Origin of the sequence: Stenotrophomonas bentonitica (genome assembly GCF_002887735.1) — a bacterium.
In the GTDB taxonomy this organism is placed as follows: domain Bacteria; phylum Pseudomonadota; class Gammaproteobacteria; order Xanthomonadales; family Xanthomonadaceae; genus Stenotrophomonas; species Stenotrophomonas bentonitica_A.
This window is the reverse complement of sequence record NZ_PKQP01000003.1, coordinates 88,455-110,512: the sequence shown is the minus strand read 5'-3', so window position 1 is coordinate 110,512 and position 22,058 is coordinate 88,455. Positions and strand designations below refer to the sequence as shown.

The following is a 22,058-nucleotide window of genomic DNA, read 5'->3' as shown; positions in this document are numbered from 1 at the left end:
CGGAGGCGGTCAATAGCCCAGGTCGGGCCCGTAGGGCCCCCGATCAAACAGCCACTTCGCCCAAGCGCGTCAGGGCGTTGCCCAGGCCTCGATTTCGCCGGCCGCAAACGGCCCCAGCTTCTGTTTCACGATGCGCCCCTGCGCGTCGATCAGCACGGAATACGGCAGCAGCCCCTGCGCATTGCCCAGCCGCACGCTGGCATCGGCCGGCCCGGGGGTATCGAGCACGATCGGATAGGCGACCGGTACGCGGGTCAGGAAATCGCGCACGCCCTCGGGCGTATCCAGCGCCAGCCCGAGCACCTGCACGCCGGTAGCGCCCTGGGCATCGGCAAAGGCGGTCAGCGCGGGCATTTCCTCCACGCAGGGGCCGCACCAGCTGGCCCAGACATTGATCAGCAGCGGACGCCCGTGGAAGCTGGCCAGGTCCTGCGGTTTCCCTTGGAGGTCCGGCAGGGTGATCGCCGGCATCGGATCCCCCGGTTGGGCCGCGACCACCGCCGGCCGTGGCGGTGGCGGGGCAGTGGCCGGGCGCTCGTCATGCCCGGCGAACCAGACGCCGGCGCCGATGCCCAGCACGGCCGCGATCACGACCACCACGACCGTCCGCCGTGGTGGCCGCAGGCTCATCGCGCGGTCCGCAGCAGCGCTTCTTCCACCAGCGCCTGGGTCAGCACGGTCGGCAGCACGGTGGGCGGGGCGCCCGGGCCGTAGACCACGTACAGCGGCACGCCGACGGCCTTGTGCTCATCCAGGAAGGCGGTGATCTGCGGGTCGACATTGGTGTAGTCGCCGCGCATGTAGACCGCGTTGGTCCGCCGCAACGTATCGCGGAAGGCGTCGGTGCCCAGCACCGCGCGCTCGTTGGCCTTGCAGGTCACGCACCAGTCGGCGGTCATGTTGACGAACACCACGCGGTTGTCCTGGCGCAGGCGGTCCAGCATCTGCGGCGAGTACTCCACCACGTTGTCGCTGGCCGACTGTGCGGCCTTGGCCGGCGGATCCAGGCGGGTCACGCCCCAGATCGGGTACAGCGCGCCGAGCACCAACAGCAGGGCCAGCAGGCCGCCCACGCGCTGGCTGCGCCAGCGGCTGCGTTCGAACCACCACAGGGCCAGCGACAGGATCACCAGGCCGCCCAGCACCAGCGCCATGGCGTCCACGCCGCGCTGCTTGCCCAGCACCCACAGCAGCCAGATCGCGGTGCCGTACATCGGGAAGGCCAGCACCAGCTTGAGGGTTTCCATCCACGCACCGGGGCGCGGCAGGCGGCGCGCCAGCGAGGGCACGAAGCCGATCAGCAGGAATGGCAGCGCCAGACCCAGGCCGAGCGCCAGGAACACCAGCATCGCCTGCAGGCCGGGTGCCGCGAAGGCGTAGGCCAGGGCCGGCCCCATGAACGGAGCCACGCACGGGCTGGCCACCACGCAGGCGAGCACGCCGGTGAAGAAATCGCCGACCGGACCGCTGCGCGAGGCCAGCGACTGGCCCATGCCACCCAGGCTGCCGCCGAGGGTGAACACGCCCGACAGGCTCAGGCCCACGGCGAACATCAGGTACACCAGCGCGGCGATGAACCACGGGTGCTGCAACTGGAAGCCCCATCCCGCGGCCTGGCCGGCCGCCCGCAGCGCGATCACCAGGGCGCCGATGGCAGCGAAGGCCACCAGCACGCCGGCGGTGTACCAGAGCGCATGGCTGCGCGCGCGCTGGCGGCTCTCGCCACTCTGCGCCACGCCCAGCACCTTCAGCGACAGGATCGGCAGCACGCACGGCATCAGGTTGAGGATCAGGCCACCGGCCACGGCGAACAGCAGCAGCACCAGCAGGTTGCCGGGCGCGGCGGCCGGTGCCACCGGCGGCGGGGTGCGCTGCGCGTTGTCGGCACTGGCATCGGGCGGGGTGGCGGTATCGCCGGGCACGGCCAGCGCCGGTTCGTTCGGGCGGATCAGCATCGGCTGGCTGCCGGCGTCGCTGCGGGCCTGGTCGCGCTTGTCGCGATTGGGCAGTGGGGCGATGACCTCGGTCTTCTGCGCGACCTCATCGGCCTTGGCGTTGATCGTGCCGGCCGGCAGCGCCAGCTTCACCCGGCGCGTCATCGGCGGGTAGCAGATGCCATCGGTCTGGCAGCCCTGGAAGGTGATCACCAGCGTGGCGTCGGTCGCACCGGCGGTGCTGCGGCGCAGGGGCAGCGGTACATCGATCTGGTCGAAATACACCGCGACATCGCCGAAGTGTTCATCGCGGTGCGATTTGGCAGCCGGCCACTTGGGCTTGTCCGCGCGGATGCCCGGGGCGCCTTCCAGCGCCAGCGAGGTGCGGTCGCGATACAGGTAGTAGCCCGGCGCCGGGGTGAAACGCAGCAGCACGGTATTGCCATCGCCGACGATCGCATCGAAGCCGAACGCGCGCTCGGAGGGTAGCGGCAGCGCCTGGGTGGTGCTGGTGCCGGGCAGGCGCAGGCCGGTGCCGGTGTTGCCGGCCAGCGGGTTGTTGAACGGGGAGGCAGCAGCGCTGGCGGCAGCCGGGGCGGTGCTGGCCGCGCCGCTGCCACCGCCCGGCAGTTTCACCTGCAGCGTGCGCTTCTGCGGCGGGTAGCACACGCCAGCATCGGCGCAGCCCTGGTAGCGCACTTCCAGCGTGACGGTGTCGGCGCCGTCGGCGGCCTTGCCGGGCAGGACACCGGTCAGGCGCTCGCGGTAGGTCTCCACCTCGCCGAAGAAGTCATCGTGGTGCTTCTTGCCGGCCGGCAGCTGCAGCGCCTCGGCATCGAAGCCGGCCTCGGCCTTGACCGTGGTGCGGTGGCGATACAGGTAATAGCCCGGGGCGATCTTCCAGCTGATCTCCACGCGATCGCGGTCACGCGCCTGCGCAGTAAGCCCGAAGGCCTCATCGACCGGGAGCAGGTCTTTTTCACTGACGGCCCAGGCCGGCAGGGAGACCACGAGCAACGCGCACAGCGCGGCAACACGACGAAACAGCGTCATCAATCACTTTCCTCACGGGTCTGCGCCCGAATCCAATCCAGGTACGCCGGCAGGCCGGCGCGGGTTTCGACCGCGATGCACTCGGGGAGTTCATACGGATGCAGGGCCTGCACGCGCGCGATCGCGGCATCCAGGCGGCTGCCGGTGGTCTTGATCACCAGTTGGACCTCATGGTCCTCGGTGACCTCGGCCTGCCAACGGTAGGTCGAGTGCGCCCCGTCCAGGCGCGTCACGCACGCGGCCAGGCGTTCGTCCACCAGCGCATGTGCCAGCCGCGTGGCGCAGGCCACGTCGGGGCAGGTGGTGAACAGCACGAAGACGGGATCGGCAATCGACATGACCGCCGAGTATAGGACCGCTGGAGGCCAATGGTCCGACCGGCGCCGCGAGGGGGCGCCGGTCGGCCGGGTTCAGTTGGCCAGCTGGCAGGTGGCCGGCCTGGCCGAGGTGAACAGGGCCGGGGTGGCCCATTCGGGGTGGTCGATGAACGGATTGCGGTTGCCCTGGAAACTGAAGATCACCTCGTTGCGAGCACGTTCTGCCGCATCCGGCGGGTCAGCAAGGTGCCAGTCGATCAGGGTCGAGAGCAGGCCCATGTAAGCAGGCGAGGCCGACGTTTTGACGATCTTGCTGCGGTCGTCGGTCAGCTCCAGATCGGGCTCGGACTGGCCGGTTTTCGCATCTTTACCGCCTTCATAACGGATCGCCATGTACATCACCGCACGCGCCATATCGCCCTTGCGATGGCCCCACACTTCGAACGAGCCGCCATTGCCATCGGGCGTGCGCACCCAGTTGGAGGTACCCGGGTAGCCGCCGCTGCCGCCGCCGGACCCGTTGTTGGATTCGGTCGCACGCTCACCGCAGTTGCTGTCGCATTTGGCATAGGGCTTGTTGCCGCGGTCCGCATTCCACTGCGCATCGGTCAGGTACAGCATGTGGGTGTCGGTATACGGCGCGTAGGGCAGGCCCTTGTCGCCGTTGGTGCTGGCAAAGCCCAGTGAGTTGGGCCAGGTGTGCTCGCGGTTGTAGGTCAGCCCGCTGCCGGTGCCGGCGCGCCCGCTGACCTTGGTGTAGCTGCGGTTGCGGTAGGCATCGAGGATGTTGCCGCTGTTGTTGGGATCTTCGTCGGCGATCTCCAGGATCGTCCAGGTGCTGGTGCCCGAGCCGCTGTACGGATACGCGGTGTGCCCCTTGATGGTCTCGTGCAGCGAGCAGCGCAGCTGGCTGGGGCTGGAGGTGTTCACCTTCGCGTAGTACTCGCCGGGGTTGCCCGGATTGCCCGGGTCGGGCGTGGTGGCGGTGGCCACGGTGAACGCGATGCGGGTATCGGCGGCCGGGCGCGCGCCCTGGGCATCCTTCACGCGGGTGGCGCGGATATCGAAGCGGCAGGCTTCCCCCGCCACCAGCGCGGTGTGGGTGGCCAGCGTGAAGCGGGTACCGGTGGTCGGATGGCTCAGCGCGACCGTGCCGGACTGGCCGCAGCTCAGCGCGAACGCGCCGCTGGAGAGGGTGACCGGCTCACTGAAGGTGACGCCCAGGTCGGCCGCGGCCGGGAACGTGCTGGCGCCCTGTTCGGGGGTGGTCGCCGTGACCGAGGTCGCGGTATTCGGGCCGGTCGGGCCGCCGCCGCCGCTGAAGCTCTGGCCGTGGTTGCAGGCGCCGAAGGTCTGCCCGGCCGATTCGGCCCAGGTGAAATGCGCGTCCTGGCTGCCGGTGCCGGTCAGCTGCAGGGAGGTGCCCGGGGCGGTGCTGTTGGTCTCGCTGACCGGGAGGTTCTGGCTGGTCAGGCCCGCCGCGGGTCCCCCGGCCGCGGTGATGGTGCCCTCGTAGCTGAGGAACTGGACCACCTTGCCGCTGGCATCGACCAGGGCGATGCCATCGTTGGGCCCGTTCTGGAGGCCGTTGGTCGGGTAGCTGACCGTGGCCAGCCGCGCGCTGCCGCAGCTGGCGGTGCCGGCCGGGACCGCGTTATTGGCGTAGACCGCGGCGGCCGAGGGATTGCTGCCGTTGTAGAGGTAGAGCCGGTAGCCGGACAGGTCCTCACCGGCGGTGGCGACCACCTCGATCGCCTCGCCGACATCCCCGGCCGGGGTGCTGTCGTCGTAATGCAGTTCATTGATGAATACATCGGCCCGGGCCGGGCTGGTGGCCAGTACCAGCAGGCAGGCCAGGGACAGCGGCGTCAGCAACCTCATCTACGGCTCCTTGTGATTGGTCAGTGCCGCTCGAATCTACGCAATCCAGATGACACATCCGCCACCCTGTCGGATTCGACCTTTCGCACTGAGAACTGCGTCAAACATTCACGTCCGACGACCGGCCGGCAAAAAAATCCGATCGGCTGCCCTTGAAAGGGCAGGGGCCAGCACCATCTCTGCTCTGTCCCGCACCGTCGGGTTTTTTCGTGAGCGTGGCTGGCAGTCGCCCTGTGCGAGTGCTAACATCGCCAGACTTTCCTAGACCAATCAACAACTTAAAAGGGTCTCACATGAGCATCAAGCCGCTTCATGACCGCGTCGTAGTCAAGCCGATCGAAGCCGACGAAATCTCGTCCGGCGGCATCGTGATCCCGGATTCCGCCAAGGAAAAGTCGACCAAGGGTGAAGTCGTGGCCGTCGGCCCGGGCAAGCCCCTGGACAACGGCAGCGTGCGCGCGCCGTCGCTGAAGGTCGGTGACAAGGTCATCTACGGCCAGTACGCCGGCAGCAGCTACAAGTCCGAAGGCGTCGAGTTCAAGGTCCTGCGCGAAGACGACATCCTCGCCATCGTCGGCTGAGTGATGCGGCCGGCCCCGTGCCGGCGCTTCCGCACTTCCTCCCGTTCAAGCAGCCGGGCATTGCCCGGCTCTACATAAAAAGGTAATCGCAATGGCTGCCAAAGATATTCGTTTCGGTGAAGACGCTCGCGCCCGCATGGTTCGCGGCGTCAACGTTCTCGCCAATGCCGTCAAGGCTACCCTGGGCCCGAAGGGCCGCAACGTCGTGCTCGAAAAGAGCTTCGGCGCGCCGACCATCACCAAGGACGGCGTCTCTGTCGCCAAGGAAATCGAACTGGCTGACAAGTTCGAGAACATGGGCGCGCAGATGGTGAAGGAAGTCGCGTCGCGCACCAACGATGACGCCGGCGACGGCACCACCACTGCCACCGTGCTGGCCCAGGCCCTGATCCGCGAAGGCGCCAAGGCCGTTGCTGCCGGCATGAACCCGATGGACCTCAAGCGCGGTATCGACAAGGCCGTGATCGCCGCCGTCGCCGAGCTGAAGAACATCTCCAAGCCGACCGCTGACGACAAGGCCATTGCCCAGGTCGGCACGATCTCGGCCAACTCGGACGAGTCGATCGGCAACATCATCGCCGAAGCGATGCGCCGCGTGACCAAGGAAGGCGTCATCACCGTTGAAGAAGGCTCGGGCCTGGACAACGAGCTGGACGTCGTCGAAGGCATGCAGTTCGACCGTGGCTACCTGTCCCCGTACTTCATCAACAACCAGCAGTCGCAGACCGCTGACCTGGATGATCCGTACGTGCTGCTGCACGACAAGAAGATCTCCAACGTGCGCGACCTGCTGCCCGTGCTGGAAGGCGTCGCCAAGGCCGGCAAGCCGCTGCTGATCATCGCCGAAGACATCGAAGGCGAAGCGCTGGCGACCCTGGTGGTCAACACCATCCGTGGCATCGTCAAGGTCGTGGCCGTCAAGGCACCGGGCTTCGGCGATCGTCGCAAGGCGATGCTGGAAGACATGGCCGTGCTGACCGGCGGCACCGTGATCTCCGAGGAAATCGGTCTGTCGCTGGAAAAGGCGACGATCAAGGACCTGGGCCGCGCCAAGAAGGTGCAGGTCTCCAAGGAAAACACCACGATCATCGATGGCGCCGGCGAGAAGGCCAACATCGAAGCGCGTGTCACCCAGATCAAGACCCAGATCGAAGACACCTCGTCCGATTACGACCGTGAAAAGCTGCAGGAACGCGTGGCCAAGCTGGCCGGCGGCGTTGCCGTGATCAAGGTCGGTGCCTCGACCGAAATCGAAATGAAGGAAAAGAAGGATCGCGTCGACGACGCCCTGCACGCGACCCGTGCAGCCGTTGAAGAAGGCGTGGTCCCGGGCGGCGGCGTTGCCCTGGTCCGTGCGGTCACCGCGCTGAGCGGCCTGAAGGGTGCCAACGAAGACCAGAACCACGGCATCCAGATCGCCCTGCGCGCGATGGAAGCCCCGCTGCGCGAAATCGTGGCCAATGCTGGCGAAGAGCCGTCCGTGATCGTCAACAAGGTCAAGGAAGGCACCGGCAGCTTCGGCTACAACGCCGCCACCGGCGAGTTCGGCGACATGCTGGAATTCGGCATCCTGGACCCGACCAAGGTCACCCGTTCGGCGCTGCAGAACGCTGCCTCGATCGCTGGCCTGATGATCACCACCGAAGCGATGGTTGCCGAAGCCCCGAAGAAGGATGACGGCGCTGGCGCAGCTGGCGGCGGCATGGGCGGTATGGGTGGCATGGGCGGCATGGACTTCTGATGTAGAGGCCGGCCATCGGTCGGCACCTGCCATCCGCCACCGCAGTACGAAAAACCCCGCCGGAAGGCGGGGTTTTTTTGTGCGCGCATCACGGGCTCACAGCGCGCTGGTCGGCGCCTGGATCTCATCCTCCAGCCAGCGCAGGAATGCCGCGATGGCCGGGGTCTCCTCGGCGCCGGGCAGGGTGACGGCGTAGTACGCAAACCGCGTCGGCCACGGCTGATCCAGTACGACGGCCAGCCGTCCGCTGGCGACTTCGGATTCCACATACAGGTCACGCACCAGCGCGATGCCCTGGCCCGCTTCTGCGGCGCGGATCAGCAACACGTCATCATCGAACGCCGGGCCACGTTCGATGCGCGGATCGGATGGCAGGCCGAGCGCGCGGAGCCACAGCGACCAGTCACTGCGGTCTGAATCCTGCAGCAGCGGGTACTGCAGGCAGTCCACCGCCGAGTGGATGGGTGGACCGTCGGCGAGCAGTGCCGGGCAGGCCACCGGCAACAGCACCGGCGCCGCCAGCGGGCGTGAGACCAGGCCGGGATACTCGCCGAGACCGTGGCGGATGGCGATGTCGATGCGATCGCGACGCAGATTCGCCAGCGCCGATGAGGCCTCCACACGCACTTCGATCGCCGGGTGGCGTTCGGTGAACCGGCCCAGCCGTGGCACCAGCCAAGAGGCGGCGAAGCTGGGCACGGTGCTGAGGGTGAGGGTCTGCCGCGCGTGGATGGCGTCCAGCGTGGCCATGCTGTCCTGGATCTGATCGAACGCGCGCAGCAGGGCAGGGTGCACCTGTGTGCCGGCCGGGGTCAGTGCGACCCCGTGAGGGGTGCGGGTGAACAGCACAACGCCGGTGCGTGCCTGCAGCAGTTTGAGCTGCTGGCTGATCGCCCCCGGCGTGACCCCCATGACCGCAGCAGCGGCCTTGAGGCTGCCATGACGACCGGTTTCGACGAAGGCGCGCAGTGCGAGCAGGGGAAGGACGGCGCTCATGACCTTAGATTTTCTCTCTTGGCAGTGCAGGAAGAATCGTTCTACAGAGCGCGTTGGCCTGCGTAGCATCGTGATCATGTTGAATCGATGTCGTTTAGTCCAGCTGCATTGATCCAGCCCTGCTACGCGACCCCCGCCCGCTGTTCCGCCTGCCAAGGAGACCGCTGTGTCCCCCGTTTCGCTGCACCTGTACACCGACAGCTCGCCCAACGGCTTCAAGATCACCATCGCGCTGGAAGAACTCGGCCTCCCTTACGTACTGCATCACGTGCGCATCGACGAAGGTGAGCACCGCCATCCCGATTTCCTGCAACTGCATCCGCATGGCCGCATTCCGGTGCTGGTCGACGAGGCGACGGGTATCACCGTGTTCGAATCCGCCGCCATCCTGCTGTATCTGGCCGAGCAGAGCGGACGGCTGTTGCCCGACGCGCCACGCTCGCGCTCGGAGGCCATCACCTGGTTGATGTTCCACTCGGCCAGCGTCGGGCCGATCCTTGGGCAGCGCGTGCACTTCGAGATGTTCGCCGACGCGCCCTACGCACCCGCCATCGAACGCTACCGGCGCCTGAGCGCCGAGTTCTTCGCCACCCTGGACCAGCGCCTCACAGGCCGCTCATGGCTGGCAGGCGAGGCGTACTCCATCGCCGATATCGCCGGCTATGGCTGGACCCATATCGCCCGGCTCATCGGCTTCGATTTCAGCGCCTACCCGCACCTGAGTGCGTGGCACGCGCGCATGTCGCAGCGGCCCGCCGTACAGCGTGGGGTGCTGCTCCCCGAACCGGCCACCGGCCCCTGACCCAGGAACGACCACGATGACCCTGTTGACTGATATCACCCCGATGCAGGCGCCACTGACCGGCGCATCCGCACCGACGTTCGCCCGCCATGCCGGTTACCAGCGCATGTTCCGCGAGGGGGCGCTGACGCTGGGTGTGTTCCTGCCCCTGCGCTTCTATCAAGGCGACATGCAGGTGCTGGCCGGGCAGGCGGATCTGGTGAGCCAGCTCGACCGTGACGGCTTCGCTGCGGCCTGGGTGCGCGATGTGCCGCTGTTCGATCCTCTGTTCGGCGATGCCGGGCAGGTGTTCGATCCGTTTACCTATCTGGCCTTCCTGGCGGCACGCACGAAGCGGCTGGCGCTGGCCACGGGCAGTGCGATCTTCTCGCTGCGCCACCCGATCGATCTGGCCAAGTCGGCCACCACCATCGACCAGCTGTCCGGTGGGCGCCTGGTGCTGGGCATCGCCTCCGGCGATCGTCCGGTCGAGTTCCCCGCGTACGGTCTGGAGCATGCCGACCGCGGCCACCGCTTCGCCGATTCGGTGCTGTACGTCAGGCAGCTGATGCAGCACGGTCCCTTGCATATCGACTCGCCACTGGGCGCGCTGCAGGGCGTAGAGCTGTTGCCCAAGCCGGTGGCCGGGGCGATTCCCCTGCTGGTGACCGGCACCTCGCGCCAGACACTGGACTGGGTCGGGCAGCATGCCGATGGTTGGCTGACCTATCCCGAGGCAACCCATCACGCGGGCGGACCGCGGCGCCTGGCCGACAAGATCCAGGCATGGCGCCGTCTCATCCCCGACGGTGGCTTCCGCCCGCATGTCACCAACGAATGGCTGGATCTGGTCGAGGACCCGAACCATCCCCGCACGCCGCTCAATAGCGGCTACACGCTGAGAACCGGCCGCAACGGATTGATCGATCTGCTGGGCGAGTGGCAGCGTGCCGGCGTGAACCATGCTGCGCTGGGCATCCAGTTCTCGCAGCGCCCGGCGGGCGAGGTGCTGCAGGAACTGGCCGAGTACGTACTGCCGTTTTTTCCTTCGCATGACGGGGCGCTGCCGGCCGGCACGCGCTGGTAGGCATGCCCTCCGCTCCGCCATGCGGGGCGGCGCGGCATGTGTCAGGCCGGAGAACGCCCCGCGCGCCGACGCTCGCGCCAAGCGAGGCCGAGATGCGCAAGCAGGAAGGACAGTGCGCCGCCCACCAACATTCCCTGCGCGTACGCCATGGGCAGCCATATCGCTGCCGCCGCGCCGAGCGCCATGCCGACCAGGCTGACGGCGGCGGCAACGCGTTGCCGCGCCAGGTGCTGCGCCTGCGCACGCTGACGTTGCTGGACGGCCTCGCGCTTGTCGTCCGGCCGCAGGATGGCCTCGGCGATCGCGTCAGCTTGGGAAGGGGTCATCTACGCATCCTTGTGGTTGATCCTGGCCCGGATCTTCGCCTGTCATCGGGGCGAGGTAAAGCGCGGCGGGGTGTCAGACAAGTCGCAGGAGCGGTATAGTTAGCCGCCGTACTATTCCGGATCCGCCTGCATGCTGGAAATCAAACACCAGGCTTTCCTGACCGAACTGGCGCGACGTGGCCAGCCGGATACGGGGGAATTGGCGCTGTGTTTCCAGGTGCTGTCGCTGGCCAGCGCGATCGACCAGGACTGCGCGAGTCGTCTGGCACCGCTGGGCCTGAGCGAAGGGCGTTTCGTGCTCCTGTTCCTGCTGCGCGGTGCGGATACGGCCTTGTCGCCCCACCAATTGGCCGAGCGCGCCGGCGTCACCCGTGCCACCGTTACCGGCCTGCTGGATGGCCTGGAGCGCGAACACCTGGTGAGCCGCCACAGTGATCCGGATGACAAACGCCGCATCCATGTACGGCTGACCCCGGCGGGTCAGGCACTCGCTGCGCAACTGTTCGACCAGCAGACCGACTGGATCGCCTCGCTGTTCGCCGACATCAGCCCCAGGGAACGGCGCACGCTTAGCACGCTGTTGCAACGCGTGTGGTCGCGCACTGACGCAGGACGTGCCGCATGAAACCGCCCGTCACCCGCGAGCGACGCGGACAGCTGGATCGCGGTGAAGCCGAAGCCACGCATCTGACCGAAGTGCTGGCCGTCGATTTCGCCAAGCTGATGGCCAATGTCGCCCCTGATTTGCCCGCGTCGGCGATCACCCCGATGCGCAACGCTGCCAAGCGCGGCATCACCCTGCGCATGCAGGGCGCCGCCACGCTGCTGCGCGTGCACGGACACGGCGATCACGCGCGGTGGTCGCGCCATGCCAGTGACACGGTACGTGGCTGGGCCTGCTATCTGATTGGTAGCGACCCGGGGTTGTCACTGGAGCACAAGCTGGATGCGCTGCGCGCGCTGGCCGATGACGCACACTTCGGCGTGCGCGAGTGGGCGTGGCTGGCCGTGCGTCCGCATATCGTGTCCGAACCGCTGCGGGTGCTCACGCACGTGCACGGCTGGACCACCGACGCCTCGCCCAACGTGCGCCGCTTCGCCTGCGAAGCGCTGCGACCGCGGGGTGTTTGGGCAGCCCACATCGCGCTGTTCAAGCAGGAACCACAGCACGCCCTGCCGCTGCTGCAGGCGCTGTGCTGCGATGCCTCGCGCTACGTGCAGGATTCGGTCGGCAACTGGCTGAACGATGCGGGCAAAAGCCAGCCTGACTGGGTCCGCGCGCTGTGCAGCGAATGGCAGCAGCACCACGCCGATGATCCGGCCAACACCTATATCCGCAAGCGCGCACTGCGCTCGCTCTGACCTCAAGGAATGCCATGTCGCACATGTTGATCGAGCTCTACACCGCCACCCCCGCCTGGACCGCGCTGGACCCGGTGTCGCGCGGGGCGTTCTTCGCCCGCATCGGCGCCGGCATGCAGCACGTGGATCCGGCCCGCATCACGCCGGTGGCGATGGGCCGCATCGAACAGGACGTTCCGCACACCACGGCCGAGCAGTTCTATGCGGTGTGGCAGTGCGCCGAACGGCTCGATGCCGATGCCTTGCTGGCCGCGATCGGCGCTACCGGGTGGCACGAGTACTTCACCACGACGCACGCGGTGGGGGCAGCAGGCACGCTGCAGCAGCACCTGGCCGAGCTGGCGGCGTTGCCGCGGGGGTGAGCGCACCGCTCGCGGGGAGGGGCCTGAACCGATGCCGCAGTTGCGAATGAAACAGTTGGCACCTCCAAACCCCTGTGTTATCAATACTCCCCAATGAACGCACGCCCCGCCAATTCCTACTTTTGGTATTACTTTCCGAAGCCACCGGCGGAGGAAGGCATGCGCTCACCCTGAAGAAACCTTCAGACGCATTCCCGAAAGCCGCCAGCGCACCTGGCGGCTTTTTTGTTGCCGCCGCGCTGGGGACCCCCACTTCCAAGGAGTTTTCCCCCATGCCCCCGCACACCGATGACCTGCGCATCCGCAAGATCGAACCGTTGACCCCGCCGGCCCAGCTGCTGGCCATGCTGCCCTGCGACGATGAAGCCTCCGATACGGTCAGCGCCTCGCGCACGGCCCTGCACGAGATCCTGCACGGCCGCGATGACCGCCTGGCGGTAGTGATCGGCCCGTGCTCGATCCATGACCCGGTGGCCGCCATCGAATACGCTCAGCGCCTCAAGCCGCTGCGCGATGCCTACGCCGACGAGCTGGAAATCGTCATGCGCGTGTACTTCGAGAAGCCCCGCACCACGGTGGGCTGGAAGGGCCTGATCAACGATCCGGACCTGGACGGCAGCTTCAACATCAACAAGGGCCTGCGCGTGGCGCGCGGTCTGCTGCGCGACATCAACAAGCTCGGCCTGCCGGCCGGCGTTGAATTCCTCGACGTGATCTCGCCGCAGTACATCGCCGACCTGGTCGCCTGGGGCGCGATCGGCGCGCGGACCACCGAAAGCCAGGTGCATCGCGAACTGGCATCGGGATTGTCGTGCCCGGTCGGGTTCAAGAACGGCACCGACGGCAACATCAAGATCGCTGCCGATGCGATTGGTGCGGCCTCCAACCCGCATCACTTCCTGTCGGTGACCAAGGAAGGCGGCACCGCCATCGTGGCCACCGCCGGCAACCCGGACTGTCACGTGATCCTGCGCGGCGGCAAGACGCCGAACTACGATGCCGACCACGTGGAAGCGACCAGCCAGACGCTGGCCAAGTCGCACCTGGCCGCACGCATCATGATCGATGCCAGCCACGCCAACAGCAGCAAGAATCCGGAGAACCAGCCCAAGGTCATCGCCGACATCAACGCGCAGCTGGCCAATGGCGAAGAGCGCATCGTCGGCGTCATGGTGGAGAGTCATCTGGTGGCCGGCCGGCAGGACCTGGTGGACGGCCAGCCGCTGACCTACGGCCAGAGCATCACCGATGGCTGCATCGGCTGGGACAGCTCGCTGGCGGTGCTGGAGAGCCTTGCCGAGGCAGTGCGGGCACGGCGGGCGGCGCGGATCAGCGAGGCGGCGTAACGGGTGGGGGCGCCCCCATTCGCGGGGCGCTCAGGCCTACGGTTTTCCGGGGAAACTCCCGATTTTCCATGGAGAGCCAACGGATTACCCTTGCCTTACGATCTGAGAAGAGGGGGGAGCCGTTGAGCGATCATCCAGTTGTGTGTACATTGTATGCACAGACCTCCGGAGCGCCTCCCGTGGCCCTCGCCAGCAAAGTCATCAACTTCCGGGCGCCCGCCGACAAGCAGGCGCTGATCGACCGCGCCGTTGAGGTTACCGGGGTGAGCCGAACCGAGTTCATTCTGGATGCTGCCTGTGAGAAGGCGCGGGAGGTACTCGCGGACCAGACACAGTTCTCCCTGGATCCTCAGCAGCTGCGACGCTTTAATGCGTTGCTGGATGCACCGCTGGAAAACAACGCGGCCATCAGGAAACTGTTGAGCACGCCTGCACCCTGGGAGCGCTGAGCGTTGCGGTTGTCTGTGCCGCATGCGCTGGCTCAAGCGCATCGGTTGGAGCAGTTTCGATGCAGCGCGGCGGAGCTGACCTCGTGGTTGATGGAGCGTGCCCACCAGAACCAGGCATCGGGGGCATCGCGGTGTTTTGTTGTATGTGATGCGCAACACAATGTGGTGGGCTATTACGCGCTCGCTGCCGGCGGCGTTTCGCACCAGCTGGTTCCCGGTCGCCTTCGCCGGAACATGCCGCACCCCATTCCGGTCATCGTGCTGTGCAGGTTGGCCGTCCATGCCGACTGGGTCGGCCAGGGTGTCGGCGCGGGACTGCTGAAAGACGCTGTGCAACGCACGATGCAGGTCTGCGGGCACATCGGCGCGCGCGCCTTGTTGTGTCATGCGTTCGACGACACTGCCAAAGCGTTCTATCTCAAGCATGGCTTCATCGCGTCGCCGATGGATGGCAGGACGATGATGTTGCCTGTTGCATAGCGCGCCCGTTGATGATCACGCGGCGCGCCGCAGCTTCGCCAACGCCAGATAGATCGCCGGCGTGGTGTACAGGGTCAGCCACTGGCTGACCAGCAGGCCACCGACAATGGCAATGCCCAACGGCTGGCGCATCTCCCAGCCTTCGCCGGTGGCCAGCATCAGCGGCAACGTGCCCAGCAACGCGGCCACGCTGGTCATCAGGATCGGGCGGAACCGCAGTCGTGCCGCCTCGCAGATCGCCTCGTAGGACGACAGGCCGCGCTCGCGTTCGGCCGACAGCGCGAAGTCGATGATCAGGATGGTGTTCTTCATCACCACGCCCACCAGCAGGAACAGGCCGAGCAGCGAGATCAGGTTCAGCTCGTTGCCGAAGGCCATCAGCGCCAGCAACGCGCCTACGCCGGCCGAGGGCAGGGTGGAGAGGATCGCCAGCGGCTGCACGAAACTTTCGTACAGCACGCCCAGCACCAGATACACCGCCAGCATCGCGCCGAGGATCAGCCACAGCTGGCGCTCGCGCAGTTTCTCGAAGCCACCGGCCTCGCCGCTGAGCCGCGCCTGCAGATGGGTGGGCAGCATGATCCTGGCCATGGCCTGGTCCACCGCTTTCACCGCCTGGTCCAGAGTGACGCCGGGCGCCAGCGCGAACTCGATCCAGACCGAGGCGAACTGCTGGCTGTGATAGATCCGGTCCGGCGCCATGCCGTACTCCCACCGCGCGATGGACGACAACGGCAGGCGCTGGCCGTCCTTGCCGATCACATGGATCTGCTCCAGCGTGGAAGGATCTTGGGTGTAGCGCGGGTCCAGCTCCATCACCACGCGGTACTGGTTGAGCGTGTCGTACAGCGTGGCAACCTGGCGTTGGCTGAAGGCATTGTTGAGCACGGAAGCGATCATGCGCATGTCCACGCCCAGGCGGGCGGCGGCATCGCGGTCGATGTCGAGCACCACCTGCCGCATGCCTTCATCGCCCTTGGATTCCACGTCGACCAGCTCGGGCAGGGCGCGCAGCGCATCGGCCACCCTGGGCGTCCACTGCCGCAGCGGTTCCAGCTCGCCGGAGAGCAGCTGGAACTCGTACTGGCCGCTGTCGCCGCTGCCTTCCAGCTTGATGTCCTGGTCCACCCACAGGAACATGCCGCCGCCCGGAATCTTCGGCATGTTGGCGCGCAGGCGGTCGATCACCTGCTGGCTGGAGACCTTGCGCTCGGCCAGCGGCTTCATCTTGATCATGATGAAGGCGTTGTTGACCCCGCTGCGGCCGCCGATGTACCCGATGATGTCGCTGATCGCCGGGTCGGCCAGCAGCAGCTTGCGGTAGGCCTCGATCTTGGGCTGCATCACCTGGAACGAGAGGCCGTCGTCGCCGCGCGCGAAGCCACGTAGCTGCGCGGTGTCCTGCTTGGGCACGATGCCCTTGGGCACCTGTTGGAACAGCCACACGTTCAGTGCGATCACACCGGCGAACAGCAGCAGCGGCAGCGCGAGCCAGCGCAGCATTGTCTGCAGGCTGCCCACATAGGCGCCGCGCAGACGCTCGAACAGCGCGGTGCCGGCGCGCTGCAGGCCATTGCCGGGGCCGGGCCGTGCCTGCCCGAGCAGGCGCGCGCACAGCATCGGGGTCAGGCTCAGCGAAACCAGCAGCGAGACACCCATCGCCGCCACCAGGGTCAGCGAGAACTCGCGGAACAGCTTCTCGACGAAGTCATCCAGGAACAGGATCGAGATGAACACCACCGCCAGCGCGATGTTCATCGACAGCAGCGTGGCGCCGACTTCCCCCGCCCCCCGCAGCGCGGCGGTCATCGGTGAGGCGCCTTCTTCGCGATGGCGGGCGATGTTCTCCAGCACCACGATGGCATCGTCGACCACCAGCACCGCGGCCACGATCAGCGCCATCAGCGAGAGCGTGTTGAGCGAGAACCCGAGCAGGGCGATGATCGCCAGCGCGCCCAGCAGCGAGACCGGGATGGCGACGGTCGGCACCAGCGCCGCGCGCCAGTGGCCGAGGAAGGCCAGCACCACCAGCACCACCAGGGCGATCGCCAGCAGCAACGTCAGCTCGGCCTCGCGCAGGGTGGCGCGGATCACCGGCGAACGGTCCATCACCACCTGCATGTCGATGTTGGCCGGCAGCAGCGCCTGCAGCGTGTCCATCTGTGCCTGGATGGCGTCGACGGTCTCGATGATGTTGGCCTCCGGCTGGCGGCTGACGATCAGCAGCACCGCCGGGCGCTCGTTGTGGAAGCCGCTGGCGTAGCGATCCTCCACGCCTTCGCTGATTCCGGCCACATCCTCCAGGTACACCGGGCGGCCGTCGCGCATCGCCACGATCAGGCGGCGGTACTCGGCGGCGGTGCGCAGCTGCAGCGTGGCTTCCAGCTGCCACTGCTGGGCCTGGCTGGCCACCGTCCCCAGCGGCTTGAGCGCGTTGGCATTGCGGATCGCCGCGGCGATGTCGTCCAGCGCGATGCGGTGATGGTTCAGGGCATTGGGATCGAGCGACACGCGCACCGCCGGCAGCGAACTGCCGCCCACCTGCACCTCGCCGACGCCGGGAATCTGCGCCAGCTTCTGTGCGATCACGGTGGAGGCCACGTCGTAGATCTGGCCCGGCGCGAGGCTGTCCGAGCTCAGCGCCAGCGCCATGATCGGCGCCTGCGAGGGATTCACCTTGCGGTACTGGGGCATGCCCGGCATGCCGCTGGGCAGCTGCGCGCGCGCGGCATTGATCGCCGCCTGCACGTCGCGCGCGGCATCGTCCACGTTGCGGCCGAGCGCGAACTTGAGCTCGACCTGGGTCGAGCCCTGGGTGCTGGCCGAGTCGATCCCGGTCAATCCCGGGATGGTGCCCAGGGCACGCTCCAGCGGCGTGGCGACGTTGGCCGCCATCGATTCCGGACTCGCGCCCGGCAGGCTGGCACTGACGTTGATCGCCGGGTAATCAACCTGCGGCAATGGCGCGACCGGCAGCAGGCGCAGCCCGAGCAGGCCGGCCAGCACCACCGCCACCGCCAGCAGCACGGTGGCGACGGGATGCTGCACGAACCAGCCGATCGCCCGCGACAGCGGACTCACGCCAGCGCCTCGTCAGCCCCGTCGGTCACCGGCGCCGGGCGCTGGCGGAAGCGGTCGAAGAACAGGTAGATCACCGGCGTGGTGAACAGGGTCAGCACCTGGCTGACGATCAGCCCACCGACCATCACCAGGCCCAGCGGCTGGCGCAGCTCCGCGCCCGAGCCACTGGCGAACATCAGCGGGATCGCGCCGAACAGCGCGGCCAGCGTGGTCATCAGGATCGGCCGGAAGCGCAGCAGCGCGGCCTGGTGGATCGCCTGGCGCGGCGCCATGCCGTGCTCGCGCTCGGCCTCCAGCGCGAAGTCGATCATCATGATCGCGTTCTTCTTGACCAGCCCGATCAGCAGCACGATGCCGATCACCGCGATCAGGTCCAGGCTGCGCCCGCTGACCAGCAACGCCAGCAACGCACCCACGGTGGCCGAGGGCAGGGTGGAGAGGATGGTGATCGGATGGATGAAGCTCTCATAGAGCACGCCCAGCACCAGGTACATCACCACCACCGCGGCCAGCACCAGCCACAAGGTGCTCGACAGCGACGCGCGGAACGCATCGGCCGCGCCCTGCAGGCGCAGTTCGACGCTGGCCGGCAGCCCGATCGCGGCGCGTGCACCTTCGATCGCCTCCACCGCTTCGCCCAGCGATGCCTCCGGGGCGAGGTTGAAGGAGAACGTCACCGCCGGGAACTGGCCGACATGGTTGATCAGCAGCTGCGCGGGGCGCTGTTCGATCCGTGCGATGCCGCCCAGCGGCACCTGCCGTCCGTCCGGACCGGTGACGTGCAGGCGTGCGATCGCATCCGGGCCGAAGGCCACGTCCGGGCGCGCTTCCAGCACCACGCGGTACTGGTTGGCCTGGGTGAAGATGGTCGAGATCTGGCGCTGCCCGAACGCGTCGTACAGCGCATCGGCGATGGTCTCCACGCTGATCCCCAGGCGCGCGGCGGCGACCCGGTCGATCACCACGTGTGCCTGCAGCCCTTGGTTCTGCAGATCGCTGGCGACGTCGGCCAGTGCCGGTGCCTGCTGCAGATGCTCGAGCAGGCGCGGCGTCCACGTCTCCAGCTGCGCGATATCCGGGCTGGTCAGGGTGAACTGGTACTGGATCCGGCTGATCCGGTCTTCGATGCCCAGCTCCTGCACCGGCTGCAGGTACAGCCTGATGCCCGGGACATGCGCCACGCGCTGCTGCAGCCGCGCGATGATCGCCTGCGCATCGGCAGCGCGCTGTGCGTGCGGTTTCAATTCGATCAGCAGGCGCCCGCTGTTGAGCGTGGCGTTGTTGCCGTCCACGCCGATGAACGAGGACAGGCTGGCCACGTCCTCATCCTCCAGCAACGCCGCCGACAACGCCTGCTGGCGCTGCGCCATCGCCTGGAAGGAGATCGACTGTGGCGCCTCGCTGATGCCCTGGATCAGCCCGGCATCCTGCACCGGGAAGAAGCCTTTGGGCACCCACACGTACAGCAGTGCCGTCAGTACGAGGGTGGCGACGGTGGCGGCCAGCATCAGCGGCTGGCGCTGCAGCACCCAGTGCAGCTGGCGATCGTAGACCGCCACGACGCGATCGAACGGGTCACCCTGCTGCGCCGATTCCTGCCCATCCGCATCGCGGCGGGTGGCATGACCGGCCTTGAGCAGGCGCGCGCACATCATCGGCGTCAGCGTCAGCGAGACCAGCAGCGAGATGCCGATCGCCACCGCGAGCGTGATCGCAAACTCGTGGAACAGCTTGCCGACCACATCGGCCATGAACAGCAGCGGGATCAACACCGCGATCAACGACAGCGTCAGCGAGATCAGGGTGAAGCCGATCTGCCTGGCGCCCTTCAGTGCTGCCTGCATCGGCGTGGCACCGCGCTCCAGGTGGCGGGCGATGTTCTCCAGCATGACAATCGCATCGTCCACCACGAAGCCGGTGGCGATGGTCAGCGCCATCAGGGTGAGATTGTTGAGCGAGAAGCCGGCCAGCAGCATCACCCCGAAGGTGCCCACCAGCGACAGCGGGACCGCGATGCTGGGAATGATCGTGGCCGGGATGTTGCGCAGGAACACGAAGGTGACCATCACCACCAGCGCGATCGCGATGAGCAGCTCGTGCTGCACGCCGCGGATGGACGCGCGGATCGATTCGGTGCGATCGCTCAGGATGGTCACATCCACCCCGGCCGGCAGCGAGGCCTGCAGCTGCGGCAGCAGCGCACGCACCTGGTCGACCACGGCGATCACGTTCGCGCCGGCCTGACGCTGGATGTTGATCAGCACCGCCGGGGTGGTGCCCGACCACGCGGCCAGCTGGCGGTTCTCGGCGCCATCCTCGATGGTGGCCACGTCGCCCAGGCGCAGCGGTGCGCCGTCCTTCCAGGCCAGGATCAGGGCGCGATACTCGGCCACCGAGCGCATCTGATCGTTGGCATCGAGCATGATCGCGCGGGTCGGCCCGTCGAAGCTGCCCTTGGGCATGTTGACGTTGGCCGTGCCGATCGCGGTGCGGATGCTGGCCATGCTCAGGCCGTTGGCGGCCAGCGCCGAAGGATTGACCTGGATGCGCACCGCCGGGCGCTGCCCACCGGCGAGGCTGACCAGGCCGACGCCGGGCAGCTGCGAGAGGCGCTGGGCCATGCGCGTATCGACCAGATCGTGCACCTGCGGCAGCGACAGCCCCTGCGAGGTCACCGCCAGGGTCAGGATCGGGGTATCGGCCGGGTTGACCTTGCGGTACACCGGCGGCACCGGCAGGTCATCGGGCAGGAAGCTGTCGGCGGCGTTGATCGCGGCCTGCACTTCCTGCTCGGCCACGCCGAGCGCGACCTCCAGCGAGAACTGCAGCGTGATGACCGAAGCGCCGCCCGAACTGGTCGAGGACATCTGCTTCAGGCCGGGGATCTGCCCCAGCTGCCGTTCCAGCGGTGCAGTGACCGCGCTGGTGGTGACATCCGGGCTGGCACCGGGATACAGCGTGGTGATCTGGATGATCGGGTAATCGACCTGCGGCAGTGCCGCGACCGGCAGCAGGCGGTAGGCCATCACGCCGGACAGCAGCAGCGCCACCATCAGCAGCGTGGTCGCGACCGGGCGCTCGATGAAGGGGCGCGAGAGGTTCATGCGCCGGTCCGCGGCGGGTCCTGCTCCACCACCTCGACCTTGGCGCCTTCGCGCAGGCCGTCGATGCCTTCCACCACCACGCGCTCGCCGGCCTTGAGCCCTTCGCGCACCGAAACCCGTTCGCCATCGGCCGGGCCGAGCACCACGTTGCGCAGGTGCGAGGTGGCATCGGCCGCGATCACGTAGACGTAGCTGCCCTTGCTGCCGAACTGCACGGCGGCATTGGGGATCACCACCGAATCGCTGCTGCTGACCTGCAGGCGCACGTTGACGAACTGGTTGGGGAACAACGACTCATCGGCGTTGGCGAACTGCGCGCGCAGCTTGAGCGTGCCGGTGGCGGTATCGATGCGATTGTCCAGGCTGGAGAGCACGCCGTCGCCCAGCGCGGTGCGCTCCTCGCGGTCCCAGGCTTCCACGGTGAGCTGTGGATTGGCACGGGCGGCGGCGACCACCGCCGGCAGGTCCGGCTCGGGCACGGTGAACAGCACGCTGATCGGCGTGGTCTGGGTGATCGTGGCCAGCGGTTCGGTATCGCCACTGCGCACCAGGTTGCCGACATCCACATTGCGCAGGCCCATGCGTCCGGCCACCGGCGCGGTAATGCGGGTGTACTGCAGCTGCAGGCGCGCTTCATCCACGGCCGCCTGGTCGGTCTGGCGACGGCCCTGCAGCTGGCGCACCTTGCTCTGCTGATCACTCAGGTCCTGCGCGGAGACGAAGTGCTTGGTCTGCAGTTCGGTGAAGCGCCTGAGCTGGCTCTCGGCGTTGTCCAGCTCGGCCAGGTTCTGCTGCTGGGTGCCCAGCGCACGCGACAGCTGTACCTGGAACGGGCGCGGGTCGATCTCGGCCAGCAGCTCGCCGGCCTTGACGTGCTGGCCTTCCGAGAACGCCAGCCGCAGCAGTTCGCCATCCACGCGGCTGCGCAGGCTCACCGTATGCAGCGGGGTCACCGTGCCGAGCGCCTTCAGGCGCACCACCAGGTCTTCCTGCGTCGCAGTGGCCACGCGCACCGGGGTCGGCTGCGGGCCACCGGCGGGGCTGGCGGCAGGCGCGGGCGAGAGCAGCTTCCATGCGGCGATCGCGGCCAGGCCGACGGCGGCAGCGATCAACAGCGGTTTGGCGAAACGACGGCGAGACGAGGCGGGCGTTGAAGCGGACATACGCATCCTGCGCA

The 22,058-nt window shown here is 67.5% G+C and carries 19 protein-coding genes; 10 read left to right on the top strand and 9 right to left on the bottom strand.

The window, feature by feature from the left end:
- Window positions 1-69 precede the first annotated feature (69 nt).
- From C0R07_RS07650 to C0R07_RS07635, 4 genes are all read right to left on the bottom strand, one after another.
- Window positions 70-630 (bottom strand): TlpA family protein disulfide reductase, encoded by a 561-nt coding sequence (locus C0R07_RS07650; RefSeq protein WP_070426064.1) that lies wholly within the window; start codon window positions 628-630, stop codon window positions 70-72.
- A complete protein-coding gene (locus C0R07_RS07645; protein WP_174704348.1) occupies window positions 627-2,987 on the bottom strand; it encodes a protein-disulfide reductase DsbD domain-containing protein in 2,361 nt (786 codons plus the stop codon). Before C0R07_RS07645 ends, C0R07_RS07650 begins: the two co-directional genes overlap by 4 nt.
- On the bottom strand, window positions 2,987-3,325 hold the full coding sequence (gene cutA, locus C0R07_RS07640) for a divalent-cation tolerance protein CutA (RefSeq protein WP_102788596.1): 339 nt from the start codon (window positions 3,323-3,325) through the stop codon (window positions 2,987-2,989). The genes C0R07_RS07645 and cutA overlap by 1 nt, the downstream gene beginning before the upstream one ends.
- Window positions 3,326-3,397: 72 nt before the next feature.
- On the bottom strand, window positions 3,398-5,185 hold the full coding sequence (locus C0R07_RS07635; protein WP_102788595.1) for an endonuclease: 1,788 nt from the start codon (window positions 5,183-5,185) through the stop codon (window positions 3,398-3,400).
- A gap of 293 nt (window positions 5,186-5,478) precedes the next feature.
- Here C0R07_RS07635 and C0R07_RS07630 point away from each other — a divergent pair, with 293 nt between their 5' ends.
- Both C0R07_RS07630 and groL read left to right on the top strand, forming a co-directional pair.
- Window positions 5,479-5,766, top strand: a complete 288-nt coding sequence (locus C0R07_RS07630; RefSeq protein ID WP_019183551.1) for a co-chaperone GroES — start codon at window positions 5,479-5,481, stop codon at window positions 5,764-5,766.
- A gap of 91 nt (window positions 5,767-5,857) precedes the next feature.
- Complete coding sequence (gene groL / locus C0R07_RS07625) at window positions 5,858-7,507, top strand: chaperonin GroEL (RefSeq protein WP_019183552.1); 1,650 nt, start codon at window positions 5,858-5,860, stop codon at window positions 7,505-7,507.
- 96 nt (window positions 7,508-7,603) lie between these two features.
- Here the strand turns inward: groL and C0R07_RS07615 are convergent, their stop codons facing one another.
- On the bottom strand, window positions 7,604-8,503 hold the full coding sequence (locus C0R07_RS07615; protein WP_070472167.1) for a LysR substrate-binding domain-containing protein: 900 nt from the start codon (window positions 8,501-8,503) through the stop codon (window positions 7,604-7,606).
- A gap of 166 nt (window positions 8,504-8,669) precedes the next feature.
- On the opposite strand from C0R07_RS07615, the gene C0R07_RS07610 reads away from it, so the two are divergent.
- Together C0R07_RS07610 and C0R07_RS07605 are read left to right on the top strand one after the other, a co-directional pair.
- Window positions 8,670-9,305, top strand: coding sequence for a glutathione S-transferase family protein (locus C0R07_RS07610; RefSeq protein ID WP_070472164.1), 636 nt, complete (start codon window positions 8,670-8,672; stop codon window positions 9,303-9,305).
- A gap of 16 nt (window positions 9,306-9,321) precedes the next feature.
- Window positions 9,322-10,371 carry an LLM class oxidoreductase gene (locus C0R07_RS07605; protein ID WP_217350015.1) on the top strand — a complete coding sequence of 350 codons (1,050 nt, stop codon included), beginning with the start codon at window positions 9,322-9,324 and terminating at the stop codon, window positions 10,369-10,371.
- 41 nt (window positions 10,372-10,412) lie between these two features.
- On the opposite strand, the gene C0R07_RS07600 is transcribed toward C0R07_RS07605, so the two are convergent.
- Window positions 10,413-10,697, bottom strand: a complete 285-nt coding sequence (locus C0R07_RS07600) for a hypothetical protein (protein WP_102788593.1) — start codon at window positions 10,695-10,697, stop codon at window positions 10,413-10,415.
- 130 nt (window positions 10,698-10,827) lie between these two features.
- Here C0R07_RS07600 and C0R07_RS07595 point away from each other — a divergent pair, with 130 nt between their 5' ends.
- The 6 genes from C0R07_RS07595 to C0R07_RS07570 all read left to right on the top strand — a co-directional run bounded on the left by C0R07_RS07595 (window position 10,828) and on the right by C0R07_RS07570 (window position 14,696).
- The gene (locus C0R07_RS07595) at window positions 10,828-11,322 is read left to right on the top strand and encodes a MarR family winged helix-turn-helix transcriptional regulator (RefSeq protein ID WP_070472158.1); all 495 of its coding nucleotides are present in this window, start codon (window positions 10,828-10,830) and stop codon (window positions 11,320-11,322) included.
- On the top strand, window positions 11,319-12,059 hold the full coding sequence (locus C0R07_RS07590) for a DNA alkylation repair protein (protein ID WP_070472155.1): 741 nt from the start codon (window positions 11,319-11,321) through the stop codon (window positions 12,057-12,059). The genes C0R07_RS07595 and C0R07_RS07590 overlap by 4 nt, the downstream gene beginning before the upstream one ends.
- 14 nt (window positions 12,060-12,073) lie before the next feature.
- Window positions 12,074-12,421 carry a DUF6616 family protein gene (locus tag C0R07_RS07585; RefSeq protein WP_019183559.1) on the top strand — a complete coding sequence of 116 codons (348 nt, stop codon included), beginning with the start codon at window positions 12,074-12,076 and terminating at the stop codon, window positions 12,419-12,421.
- A gap of 272 nt (window positions 12,422-12,693) precedes the next feature.
- Complete coding sequence (gene aroG / locus C0R07_RS07580) at window positions 12,694-13,767, top strand: 3-deoxy-7-phosphoheptulonate synthase AroG (RefSeq protein WP_070472152.1); 1,074 nt, start codon at window positions 12,694-12,696, stop codon at window positions 13,765-13,767.
- Window positions 13,768-13,946: 179 nt separating this feature from the next.
- Window positions 13,947-14,216, top strand: coding sequence for a DUF1778 domain-containing protein (locus C0R07_RS07575; protein WP_070426052.1), 270 nt, complete (start codon window positions 13,947-13,949; stop codon window positions 14,214-14,216).
- Window positions 14,217-14,219: 3 nt separating this feature from the next.
- Window positions 14,220-14,696, top strand: coding sequence for a GNAT family N-acetyltransferase (locus tag C0R07_RS07570; protein WP_070472148.1), 477 nt, complete (start codon window positions 14,220-14,222; stop codon window positions 14,694-14,696).
- A 15-nt stretch (window positions 14,697-14,711) separates the two neighbouring features.
- Here the strand turns inward: C0R07_RS07570 and C0R07_RS07565 are convergent, their stop codons facing one another.
- Genes C0R07_RS07565 through C0R07_RS07555 form a run of 3 tightly spaced genes read right to left on the bottom strand, consistent with a single transcriptional unit; the run spans window position 14,712 to window position 22,044 of the window.
- Entirely contained in the window at window positions 14,712-17,777 is a 3,066-nt protein-coding gene (locus tag C0R07_RS07565; protein ID WP_102788591.1) for an efflux RND transporter permease subunit, read from the bottom strand.
- Window positions 17,774-20,881 (bottom strand): MdtB/MuxB family multidrug efflux RND transporter permease subunit, encoded by a 3,108-nt coding sequence (locus C0R07_RS07560; RefSeq protein ID WP_102788590.1) that lies wholly within the window; start codon window positions 20,879-20,881, stop codon window positions 17,774-17,776. The genes C0R07_RS07565 and C0R07_RS07560 overlap by 4 nt, the downstream gene beginning before the upstream one ends.
- Window positions 20,878-22,044, bottom strand: a complete 1,167-nt coding sequence (locus tag C0R07_RS07555; RefSeq protein ID WP_102788589.1) for an MdtA/MuxA family multidrug efflux RND transporter periplasmic adaptor subunit — start codon at window positions 22,042-22,044, stop codon at window positions 20,878-20,880. Before C0R07_RS07555 ends, C0R07_RS07560 begins: the two co-directional genes overlap by 4 nt.
- Between the last annotated feature and the right edge of the window lie 14 nt (window positions 22,045-22,058).